The organism is Streptomyces durbertensis, assembly GCF_014156695.1.
Classification (GTDB): Bacteria; Actinomycetota; Actinomycetes; order Streptomycetales; family Streptomycetaceae; genus Streptomyces; species Streptomyces durbertensis.
Genome location: NZ_WMLF01000173.1, coordinates 1 through 10,597, shown reverse-complemented (window position 1 = coordinate 10,597; position 10,597 = coordinate 1). Strand labels below are relative to the sequence as shown.

General features: G+C 72.4%; 11 protein-coding genes. 10 read left to right on the top strand and 1 reads right to left on the bottom strand.

Annotated elements, in window-relative coordinates:
- The 8 genes from GL263_RS13610 to GL263_RS13575 form a co-directional block, all read left to right on the top strand.
- Nucleotides 1-486: DUF5941 domain-containing protein (locus GL263_RS13610; protein ID WP_228456486.1), on the top strand; the 486-nt coding region annotated here is incomplete at its 5' end.
- Nucleotides 483-1,238 (top strand): phosphocholine cytidylyltransferase family protein, encoded by a 756-nt coding sequence (locus GL263_RS13605; RefSeq protein ID WP_182855947.1) that lies wholly within the window; start codon nucleotides 483-485, stop codon nucleotides 1,236-1,238. The genes GL263_RS13610 and GL263_RS13605, both read left to right, overlap by 4 nt.
- Entirely contained in the window at nucleotides 1,226-2,287 is a 1,062-nt protein-coding gene (locus tag GL263_RS13600) for an iron-containing alcohol dehydrogenase family protein (RefSeq protein WP_182855946.1), read from the top strand. The genes GL263_RS13605 and GL263_RS13600 overlap by 13 nt, the downstream gene beginning before the upstream one ends.
- On the top strand, nucleotides 2,265-3,050 hold the full coding sequence (locus tag GL263_RS13595; protein ID WP_182855945.1) for a CDP-alcohol phosphatidyltransferase family protein: 786 nt from the start codon (nucleotides 2,265-2,267) through the stop codon (nucleotides 3,048-3,050). Before GL263_RS13600 ends, GL263_RS13595 begins: the two co-directional genes overlap by 23 nt.
- Before the next feature lie 38 nt (nucleotides 3,051-3,088).
- On the top strand, nucleotides 3,089-3,943 hold the full coding sequence (locus tag GL263_RS13590; protein ID WP_182855949.1) for a glycosyltransferase family 2 protein: 855 nt from the start codon (nucleotides 3,089-3,091) through the stop codon (nucleotides 3,941-3,943).
- A gap of 94 nt (nucleotides 3,944-4,037) precedes the next feature.
- Complete coding sequence (locus GL263_RS13585) at nucleotides 4,038-4,982, top strand: ABC transporter permease (protein ID WP_182855944.1); 945 nt, start codon at nucleotides 4,038-4,040, stop codon at nucleotides 4,980-4,982.
- Entirely contained in the window at nucleotides 4,969-5,775 is an 807-nt protein-coding gene (locus tag GL263_RS13580) for an ABC transporter ATP-binding protein (protein ID WP_182855943.1), read from the top strand. The genes GL263_RS13585 and GL263_RS13580 overlap by 14 nt, the downstream gene beginning before the upstream one ends.
- A 293-nt stretch (nucleotides 5,776-6,068) precedes the next feature.
- A complete protein-coding gene (locus GL263_RS13575; protein WP_182855948.1) occupies nucleotides 6,069-7,130 on the top strand; it encodes a polyprenyl synthetase family protein in 1,062 nt (353 codons plus the stop codon).
- Between the two features lie 109 nt (nucleotides 7,131-7,239).
- Here the strand turns inward: GL263_RS13575 and GL263_RS13570 are convergent, their stop codons facing one another.
- Nucleotides 7,240-8,037, bottom strand: coding sequence for a tyrosine-protein phosphatase (locus tag GL263_RS13570; protein WP_182855942.1), 798 nt, complete (start codon nucleotides 8,035-8,037; stop codon nucleotides 7,240-7,242).
- A gap of 166 nt (nucleotides 8,038-8,203) precedes the next feature.
- Here GL263_RS13570 and GL263_RS13565 point away from each other — a divergent pair, with 166 nt between their 5' ends.
- Together GL263_RS13565 and GL263_RS13560 are read left to right on the top strand one after the other, a co-directional pair.
- The gene (locus tag GL263_RS13565) at nucleotides 8,204-8,845 is read left to right on the top strand and encodes an alpha-ketoglutarate-dependent dioxygenase AlkB family protein (protein ID WP_182855941.1); all 642 of its coding nucleotides are present in this window, start codon (nucleotides 8,204-8,206) and stop codon (nucleotides 8,843-8,845) included.
- Between the two features lie 225 nt (nucleotides 8,846-9,070).
- Nucleotides 9,071-10,597: sensor histidine kinase (locus GL263_RS13560; protein WP_228456485.1), on the top strand; the 1,527-nt coding region annotated here is incomplete at its 3' end.

The window sequence follows — 10,597 nt, the reverse complement described above, 5'->3', positions numbered from 1 at the left end:
GCCCTGCCCCTGGCCGCCGCCGGCTACGCGCTGCTCGCCGCTCTGGCCGTGGCCGGCCCGTTGACCGGCCGCTTCGACTGGCTGGTGCCCGCCCTCTTCCGCGCCGCCGAGTACGGTTTCCTCCTGGTCCTGGCGCTGACCGCCGCGGACGGTGCGGTGAACAGCGCATTGCCGGCCGCTTTCGGCCTGGTGGCGGCTCTCGCCTACCATCACTACGACACGGTGCACCGCATCCGCGGCGGCACCGGCGCGCCGCCGCGCTGGCTGGTGCGGGCGAGTGGGGGGCACGAAGGGCGAACGCTGCTGGTCAGCCTGGCCGCGGTGGCTTCCCTGGGTGTCGACCGCTCGCCGGTGGTGCCTGGATTCGCGTCCGTGCTCACGGCCCTGGCCGTGCTGCTCGCGACGCTCTGGCTCGTCGAGAGCGTGCGCTTCCAGGCGACCTCCTCAGCGCCCGCAACACACGACGAATCAGGAGAACCCGCATGATCGGCCTCGTGCTGGCCGCCGGCGCCGGACGGCGTCTGCGTCCCTACACCGACACCCTGCCCAAGGCCCTGGTGCCGGTCGGCCCTGAGCAGGACGGCGAGGCCGCGACGACGGTCCTGGACCTCACCCTGGGCAACTTCGCCGAGGTCGGCATCACCGACGTCGCCGTGGTGGTCGGCTACCGCAAGGAGGCCGTGTACGAGCGCAAGGAGGCCCTGGAGGCCAAGTACGGGGTCACGCTCACCCTGATCGACAACGACAAGGCCGAGGAGTGGAACAACGCCTACTCCCTGTGGTGCGCCCGGGACTCCATCCGGCACGGCGTGATCCTCGCCAACGGCGACACCGTGCACCCGGTCTCCGTCGAGAAGACGCTGCTGGCCGCCCGCGGTGAGGGCCGCCGCATCATCCTCGCCCTGGACACCGTCAAGCAGCTCGCCGACGAGGAGATGAAGGTCGTCGTCGACCCCGCCAAGGGCGTCCAGAAGATCACCAAGCTCATGGATCCGGCCGAGGCCACCGGCGAGTACATCGGCGTGACCCTCATCGAGGGCGAGGCCGCCGAGGACCTGGCCGACGCGCTGAAGACCACCTTCGAGCGCGACCCCGACCTCTACTACGAGGACGGCTACCAGGAGCTGGTCAACCGCGGCTTCACGATCGACGTGGCTCCGATCGGCGACGTGAAGTGGGTCGAGATCGACAACCACGACGACCTCGCCAAGGGCCGGGAGATCGCGTGCCAGTACTGACGAGGCTCATCCCCTCGCCGGTGGTCGTCGACATCCGGGACGGGGCGCTCGACGACCTCGGCTCGGTCCTCGCCGACCAGCGGATCTCCTCCGCGGGCAAGCTCGCCGTGGCGATCAGCGGCGGTTCCGGGGCCAGGCTGCGCGAGCGGCTGGCCCCGGCCCTGCCGGGCGCCACCTGGTACGAGGTCAACGGCGGCACCCTGGACGACGCGATCAAGCTCGCCGACGCCATGAAGTCCGGCCACTACGACGCGGTCGTCGGGCTCGGCGGTGGCAAGATCATCGACTGCGCCAAGTTCGCCGCCGCCCGCATCGGGCTGCCCCTGGTGGCCGTCGCGACCAACCTCTCCCACGACGGACTGTGCTCGCCCGTAGCCACCCTGGACAACGACGCCGGGCGCGGCTCCTACGGCGTGCCCAACCCGATCGCCGTCGTGATCGACCTCGGGGTGATCCGCCAGGCCCCGCCGCGCTTCGTGCGCTCCGGCATCGGCGACGCGCTCTCCAACATCTCCGCCGTCGCGGACTGGGAGCTGGCCAACCGGGAGAAGGGCGAGCAGATCGACGGCCTGGCCGCCGCGATGGCCCGCCAGGCCGGCGAGGCCGTGCTGCGCCACCCCGGTGACATCACCGACGACGGCTTCCTCCAGGTGCTCGCCGAGGGCCTGGTGCTCACCGGCATCGCCATGTCGGTCGCCGGCGACAGCCGCCCCGCCTCCGGCGCCTGCCACGAGATCAACCACGCCTTCGACCTGCTCTTCCCCAAGCGGGCCGCCAGCCACGGCGAGCAGTGCGGCCTCGGCGCCGCCTTCGCGATGTACCTGCGCGGCGCGCACCAGGAGTCGGCGTTCATGGCCGAGGTCCTGCGCCGGCACCGGCTGCCGGTGCTGCCCCAGGACATCGGCTTCTCGGTGGACGAGTTCGTCCAGGTCGTGGAGTTCGCTCCGCGCACCAGGCCGGGCCGCTACACGATCCTCGAACACCTCGACCTGAACAACGACGAGATCAGGGACGCTTACGCCGACTATGCCAAAGCCATCGGTAGCTGAACTCCGCCCGGTCGTGCACCCCGAGGGGGTCAAGGACCGACGCAGCGGTGAGCACTGGGCCGGACGCCTGTACATGCGGGAGATCTCGCTGCGCTGCGACCGGTACCTGGTCAACACCAGGATCACCCCCAACCAGCTCACCTACCTGATGGTCGTCGCCGGCGTCCTGGCGGGCGCGGCGCTGCTGGTGCCGGGCCTGACCGGGGCGCTCGTGGGCGCCCTGCTCATCCAGCTCTACCTGCTGCTGGACTGCGTGGACGGCGAGATCGCGCGCTGGCGCGGCCAGACGTCGGTCACCGGCGTCTACCTCGACCGGATCGGCCACTACCTGGCCGAGGCCGCACTGCTGGTGGGCTTCGGTCTGCGGGCGGCCGACCTGTTCGCCCGCGAGGGCGCCTCGGCCAACTGGATGTGGGCCTTCCTCGGCACGGTGGCCGCGCTCGGCGCCATCCTCATCAAGGCCGAGACGGACCTGGTCGACGTCGCCCGCGCCCGCAGCGGCATGCCGGCGGCCACCGACGCGGCGGCCACCCCGCGCTCGGCCGGCCTGGCGCTCGCCCGCCGGGCGGCGGCGGCGCTGAAGTTCCACCGGCTGGTCGGCGGGGTCGAGGCGTCGCTGCTCATCCTGGCGGTGGCGATCGCCGACATGATCGCCGGCGGACTGTTCTACACCCGGCTCGGCGTGGCTGTCCTCGCCGGTGTCGCGGTCCTCCAGACCGTGCTGCACCTGGTCTCGATCCTGGCCTCCCGGAGGCTGAAGTGAGCGCCGCGAGGTTCCGCCTCGGGGCGGTGATCCTCACCATGGGAAACCGCCCCGAGGAGCTGCGCGCCCTGCTGGAGTCGGTCGCCGAGCAGAAGGGCGAGCCGATCGAGGTCGTCGTCGTCGGCAACGGCGCCCCGCTGCCGGAGCTCCCCGAGCTGCCCGGCGGGCTGCGCACCGTCGAACTGCCGGAGAACCTCGGGATCCCCGGCGGGCGCAACGCCGGCATCGAGGCGTTCGGCGAGGCGGGCCGGGACGTGGACGCTCTCCTCTTCCTCGACGACGACGGCCTGCTCCCCGAGCGGGACACCGCCGAGCTGTGCCGGCAGGCGTTCACCGCCGCCCCCCGGCTCGGCATCCTCAGCTTCCGCATCGCCGACCCGGACACCGGCGTCACCCAGCGCCGCCACGTGCCCCGGCTGCGGGCGGCTGACCCGACGCGCTCCTCGAAGGTCACCACCTTCCTCGGCGGTGCCAGCGCCGTGCGCACGGACGTGATCGCCGAGGTCGGTCCGCTGCCCGGCGAGTTCTTCTACGCCCACGAGGAGACCGACCTGGCCTGGCGGGCCCTGGACGCCGGCTGGGGCATCGAGTACCGCGCCGACATGGTGCTGCACCACCCGACGACCTCGCCCTCCCGGCACGCGGTCTACCACCGCATGGTCGCCCGCAACCGGGTCTGGCTGGCCCGCCGCAACCTCCCCCTCCCGCTGGTCCCCGTCTACCTCGGCGTGTGGCTGCTGCTCACCCTCGCCCGCCGCCCCTCCGTGCCGGCGCTGCGGGCCTGGCTCGGCGGCTTCAAGGAGGGCTGGACGAGCCCGTGCGGTCCACGGCGCCCCATGAAGTGGCGTACGGTGTGGCGCATGGCCCGACTGGGCCGACCTCCGGTCATCTGACAGGCTCGAGTCTGAGAACATCGGGTCCCACGCCCGAGAACCACGGTGTCTCAGCGGTCCAGAGCCCTTGCAGAGTGAGGACGAAAGTTTCAACGTGAGCGAGTCAACGCACGACGGTGCGGTCGCCGTAGGCCCCCGGCCGTCGGCCGACGACGGACTGACCCCGGCCGAACTCGCGGCCAAGTACGGCCTGACGGTCAGCGGGGCCCGGCCCTCGCTGCCGAGTTACGTCAGGCAGCTGTGGAGCCGTCGGCACTTCATCCTGACCTTCTCCCGCGCGAAGCTGCACGCCCAGTACAGCCAGGCCAAGCTCGGTCAGCTGTGGCAGGTGATGACCCCGCTGCTCAACGCGGCCGTCTACTTCCTGATCTTCGGCGTGATCCTCGGCGCCAGGGAGGGTGTGCCCGGCGGCGGGCACAACTACATCCCGTTCCTGGTGATCGGGGTCTTCGTCTTCACCTTCACCCAGCAGTCGGTGCTCTCCGGCGTCCGGTCGATCTCCGGGAACCTCGGGCTGGTGCGGGCGCTGCACTTCCCCCGCGCCTCCCTGCCGATCTCCTTCTCGCTCCAGCAGCTCCAGCAGCTCATGTACTCGATGATCGTGCTGCTGGTCATCCTGCTGGGCTTCGGGCAGCGCCCCGCGTGGTCCTGGCTGCTGATCGTGCCCATCCTCACGCTGCAGTTCGTCTTCAACACCGGTCTGGCGCTGATGATGGCCCGGCTCGGCAGCAAGACCCCCGACCTGGCACAGCTGATGCCCTTCATCCTGCGTACCTGGATGTACGGCTCGGGCGTGATGTTCCCGCTGCACCACATGCTCACCGAGCGGGCCGGGGCGAGCGAAGGGCTGGCCGACCTGGTCGCGATGAACCCGGCGGCGGTCTACATGGACCTCATGCGGTACTCGCTGATCGACGCGTACTCGATCACCGACCTCCCGCCGCACGTGTGGTGGATCGCGGTCGGCTGGGCCCTGCTGTTCGGCATCGCGGGCTTCATCTACTTCTGGCGGGCGGAGGAGCGTTATGGCCGTGGCTGAGCAGACCAGGACCGCCCGGGCGGTGACCGCCGACGGCCGGGTGCCGACCGTCATCGCCGACGACGTGCACGTGGTGTACCGGGTGTACGGCGGCAGCAAGGGCCGGGGCAGCGCCACCGCGGCGCTCAACCGCATCCTCCGCCGCAAGCCGGGCGGCGGCATGCGGGAGGTGCACGCGGTACGCGGCGTCTCCTTCACCGCCTACCGGGGCGAGGCGATCGGCCTCATCGGCTCCAACGGTTCGGGCAAGTCGACGCTGCTGAAGACGATCGCCGGACTGCTGCCGCCCGAGCGCGGCCGCGTCTACACCGACGGCCAGCCGTCGCTGCTGGGCGTGAACGCGGCGCTGATGAACGACCTCACCGGCGAGCGGAACGTCGTGCTCGGCGGGCTGGCGATGGGCATGACCCGCGAGCAGGTCCGCGAGCGCTACGAGGGCATCGTCGACTTCTCCGGGATCAACGAGAAGGGCGACTTCATCACCCTGCCGATGCGCACGTACTCGTCCGGCATGGCGGCCCGGCTGCGGTTCTCCATCGCGGCGGCCAAGGACCACGACGTGCTGATGATCGACGAGGCGCTGGCCACCGGCGACAAGAAGTTCCAGAAGCGCTCGGAGGCCCGCATCCGCGAGCTGCGCCAGGAGGCCGGCACGGTGTTCCTGGTCAGCCACAACAACAAGTCGATCAGGGACACCTGTGAGCGGGTGCTGTGGCTGGAGCACGGGCAGCTGCGGATGGACGGCCCCACGGCCGAGGTGCTGAAGGCGTACGAGAAGTTCACCGGCAAGTAGCCCGTGCGGCCCGCGTGGGCATACCACAGAGGCTTTGCGGGCGCATCCGGTACTGGACCGTTCGATCGACGCGAGTGCGCCTGTGCGCCGGGTGAGTGTGCGCCGGGCGCGTGGACCGGCGACGGCGTCGTGCCCGACGATGGTGGCGGCACACGCGGGTCTGACCGCCCGCGCGGGAGTGCCCGGAGACGCTCCGGCCTCCGCGGAGTCCGCCCTTGCGGGGGCGTGCCCCGCTGCCACCACCGAGACGCAGAGGAGACCTTGTGAACCCGGTTCAACCGGCGAACGCCGGCATGGACACCGCAGGGGTGGCCGAGCTGCTGGAACGCGGACGCACCCTCGCCATGCCAGTGCTGCGCGCTGCCGTAGGCCGCCTCGCGGCGCCGATGGACGCCGTCGCCGCCTACCACTTCGGCTGGATCGACGCCGCCGGCCGCCCGGCGGAGGCCGACGGGGGCAAGGCCGTCCGTCCGGCACTCGCGCTGCTCTCGGCGGAAGCCGCGGGCGCGCCGCCGGAGGTCGGCATCCCGGGCGCCGTCGCCGTGGAACTGGTCCACAACTTCTCCCTCCTGCACGACGACCTGATGGACGGTGACGAGCAGCGCCGCCACCGGGACACCGTGTGGAAGGTGCACGGGCCCGCGCAGGCGATCCTGGTCGGCGACGCCCTGTTCGCACTGGCGAACGAGACCCTGCTCGAACTGGGTACCGCCGAATCGGCGCTGGCCGCCCGCCGGCTGACCGCCGCCAGTCGCCGGCTCATGGACGGTCAGGCCCAGGACATCTCCTTCGAACACCGTGAGCGGGTCAGCGTCGCGGAGTGCCTGGAGATGGAGGGCAACAAGACGGGCGCCCTGCTGGCCTGCGCCGTCTCCATCGGTGCGGTGCTCGGCGGGGCGGACCACCGCACCGCCGACGCGCTGGAGCGCTACGGCAACCACCTCGGCCTCGCCTTCCAGGCCGTGGACGACCTGCTGGGCATCTGGGGGGACCCCGACGCCACCGGCAAGCAGACCTGGAGCGACCTGCGGCAGCGCAAGAAGTCGCTGCCCGTCGCGGCCGCGCTGGAGGCCGGGGGCCCGGCCGCCCGGCAACTCGGCGAACTGCTGGCCACCGACGCCGGCCGCCGCGCGACCGGGGCGGAGAAGGACCTGGCGACCGAGGACTTCGACGAGGCGGAGTTCGCGCTGCGGGCCTCGCTGATCGAGGAGGCCGGCGGCCGGGAGTGGACGGTCCAGGAGTCGCGCCGTCAGCACGCCGCCGCGCTCGCCGCGCTCGACGGTGTCGAACTGCCCGACGCGGTGCACCGCCAGCTCGTCACGCTCGCCGACTTCGTCGTGGAGCGCCGGGGCTGACGGCCTCCGTCGCCCGGAACCGCGCCGACGGGTGCACAGAACCGCGGGGGCGGGCTCGGAACGTTCCGAGCCCGCCCCCGCGGCGTCAAGGATCGGGGGCGCCGGGCGTTCAGCCCTCCAGCAGGTGCGCGCGCAGCCGGTCGCGGGTGGTCGGGGTGAGCCCCAGCCCCTCCCGCAGGTAGGTCTCCACGCCGCCCCAGGTCTCGTCGATCGTCGTGTACGCCTCGTGCAGGTAGGAGGCGCGGGCGTCGAAGAGCGGCGCGAGCAGTTCGACGATCTCCGGGTGGATCGCGCTCTCCTCGCTCGGGTCGCCCCTGTGCATCTTGTAGCGGCGGTGCGGGTCGTTGGAGAGCAGGTAGTCGCTCTCGATCGCGTCCCGCTCGACGCCGACCGCCAGCAGGGTCACCGCGATGCTCAGCCCGGCGCGGTCCTTCCCCGCCGCGCAGTGCATCAGCGCGGGGACGTCGCCCTCGGCGAGCACGTGCAGCACCCGGCTGTGCTCGGCGGTGCGGCCGATGATGATCGACCGGTAGTTCTCCCGCATCCGGTCGGCGGCCTGGCCGTCGGCGAGCGCGGCACGCAGCTCCGGCAGGTCGCCGTCGCGTACGAGCTGCCAGAACTCGGCGCCCTCGGCGGGGTCGGTGAGCGGCAGGTTCATGTTCCGCACGCCGGGCAGGTCGATGTCCGGGCCCTCCAGGGCCTGGTCGGCGGCGTTGCGGAAGTCGAAGACGGTGTGCAGGCCGAGGCGGTGCAGGAACGCCGCGTCCTCGTCGGTGGCGTGGGCCAGGTGCCCGCTGCGGTAGAGCACCCCGTGCCGCAGCCGCCGGCCGTCGGCGGTGGGCAGTCCGCCCACGTCCCGGAAGTTGCGTACTCCGGCGAGCGCTGGCTCCACGGCTTCGGACGTCACATGGGCTCCTTTGGTCGGTACCGGCCGGGCGCTGTCGACGATACGACAAGCGGAGCCCGGCGCGCCCCGCCGGTGGCGGAAACCACCAGGCGGGAACGGGTGCGCGGACCCGGCGCGGAACCGGCACCGCGCGCGGTGCGTTCACGGCCGGTCGTAGTCTGGCGAGGTGAGCGAGGGACTGTTCCCGGCGGAACCCCGGCGGATCGCCCCCGGCGCCTGCCACCTCCCCGGCTGGCTTGACCACGGGCGGCAGCGCCGGCTTGTGGCGGCATGCCGCCGGTGGGCGCTGCCGCCGGCAGGCCTGCGCACGGTGCGGATGCCGAGCGGCGGCCGGATGTCCGTGCGGCAGATGAGTCTCGGCCACCACTGGTACCCCTACGGCTACGCGGACACCGCGGTCGACGGGGACGGCGAGCCCGTGAAGCCGTTCCCGAGCTGGCTGGGGGAGTGGGCGAGGGAGGCGGTCTGCGCGGCGTTCGGCGAGGCGGAACGGCCGCCCCGGTACGACATCGCGCTGATCAACCTCTACGACGGCCAGGCTCGGATGGGCATGCACCGGGACAGCGACGAGCGGTCGCCGGCGCCGGTGGTCTCCTTCAGCCTCGGCGATACGTGTGTCTTCCGTTTCGGCCATTCCGCCGGGCGCGGCAGGCCGTACGCCGACGTCCGACTTGAGAGCGGGGACGCTTTTGTGTTCGGCGGCCCCGCGCGGCTCGCCTACCACGGCGTGCCCCGGGTGCTGCCGGGCAGCGGCCCCGCCTGGCTCGATCTCGACGGCAGGCTGAACATCACCGTCCGCGAGCGGTAACTTGCCGCGAGCATAGGCAAGTTACTCCTTCCGCCGGTGTCGTGCACAGATCTGCGGGTCATTCACCCGTAGGGGGCTGGCGAAGGGTGGCGAATAGCCGGAGTACGCCAGGGTGCACCTCCGGCGCCCACTAGCGTGAGGTGCGCGCTGAGCGTCGGCGTGCGCTGATCCCGCTGATCCCCAAGCCCCGTGAAGACGGGGTAGGTCTCCCCTTCGAGGACTGCGATGCCTGAATCCCCGAGTCACGCGGTGCACCACGGAAGCCGAACGTCCGCCGCCGGCCCGACCGCCCCCGCGGCCGGAGCCTCCCCCGGCGGCGAGGGCCGGGACACCACGCCCGCCTCGGCACCGGGCCGGCGCCGCGTCAGGGGCCAGACGAGCTCCCGCGACGGCGGACGGCACGGCCGCGGCCAGCAACAGCCGACCGCCGCCGAGGCCGCCGTGCGCCGGCGACTGCTGTGGCTGACGGTCGGACCCGCCCTCGCGGTGGCCGTGCTGGGAGCCGTCGCCGTCGCCCTCGCCCTCCGACTGGGATCCGGCGCCGCGCTCCCCGGGGGCCCGTGGCTCCTGCCGGGCGGAGCGCTCCTGCTGTGCTGCGGCGTCATGGCCGGGGCGGCGCTGCTGGCCTCCACCGAGGCACGCTCGACCGTCGACCGGTACACGACGCTGCGCCGCGCCGCCACCCGCAACCAGTCCGAGCTGCAGGCGCTGCTGCGCCGGCTGGAACGCGGGGAACGGCCCCGCAGGCCCAGCCACGGGCCGCTGCCCGAGCCGGCGGCGGACGACGCCTTCGGTCTGCTCGCCCGCGACCTGACCGTCAACCAGCGGGCGGCGGAGGCTGCCGTGTTGGAGGCCGCGGCACTCGTCCGCAGCAGCGCCAGCGGCAGCGAGGAGAAGGTCGAGGTCTTCGTGAACCTCGCCCGCCGCCTCCAGTCCCTGGTGCACCGCGAGATCGAGCTGCTCGACGAGCTGGAGAACGAGGTCGAGGACCCCGACCTGCTCAAGGGCCTCTTCCACGTCGACCACCTGGCCACCCGCATCCGGCGGCACGCGGAGAACCTGGCGGTGCTGGGCGGAGCCGTGTCCCGACGGCAGTGGACCCGCCCGGTCAGCATGACCGAGGTCCTGCGCTCGGCCATCGCGGAGGTCGAGCAGTACCCGAGGATCAAACTGGTGCCGCCCATCGAGGGCGACCTGCGCGGCCACGCCGTCGCCGACGTGATCCACCTGCTCGCCGAACTCATCGAGAACGCCTCGCTGTTCTCCGCCCCGCAGACCCAGGTGCTGCTGCGCGCCCAGTACGTCACCGCCGGTCTGGCGGTCGAGGTCGAGGACCGGGGCCTCGGCATGACCACCGCCGAGCAGACCCGGATGAACACGCTGCTCACCGACCCCGAGCGGGTGGACGTCGGCGAACTGCTCCAGGACGGCCGCATCGGCCTGTTCGTGGTCTCCCAGCTGGCCCGCCGCCACGGCATCGTCGTCCAGCTCCAGAGCAACATCTACGGCGGCGTCCAGGCCGTCCTGGTGGTCCCGCGGGCGCTGCTGGGCGAACAGCCGGAACAGCGGGAACAAGGGGAACTGCGGGAACTACGGGAGACGGCGGAGGTGGGCGCGGCGGCCGACGTCCACGCCGTCGAGCCGGAGCGGCACCTCGCCGGGCCCGAGCGCCATCCGGGAATCCGGCTCCCGGCCCAGCCGTCGACGACGCCCGACCGCCTGGAGCGCCGCCCCCTGCGCCCGGTCCCGGAC

What these genes read in the sequence shown, in the direction of transcription:
- GL263_RS13605 (WP_182855947.1), top strand. Translation starts at nt 483, where the DNA reads ATGATCGGCCTCGTGCTGGCCGCCGGCGCCGGACGGCGTCTGCGTCCC.
- GL263_RS13595 (WP_182855945.1), top strand. Translation starts at nt 2,265, where the DNA reads ATGCCAAAGCCATCGGTAGCTGAACTCCGCCCGGTCGTGCACCCCGAG.
- GL263_RS13590 (WP_182855949.1), top strand. Translation starts at nt 3,089, where the DNA reads ATGGGAAACCGCCCCGAGGAGCTGCGCGCCCTGCTGGAGTCGGTCGCC.
- GL263_RS13580 (WP_182855943.1), top strand. Translation starts at nt 4,969, where the DNA reads ATGGCCGTGGCTGAGCAGACCAGGACCGCCCGGGCGGTGACCGCCGAC.
- GL263_RS13575 (WP_182855948.1), top strand. Translation starts at nt 6,069, where the DNA reads ATGGACACCGCAGGGGTGGCCGAGCTGCTGGAACGCGGACGCACCCTC.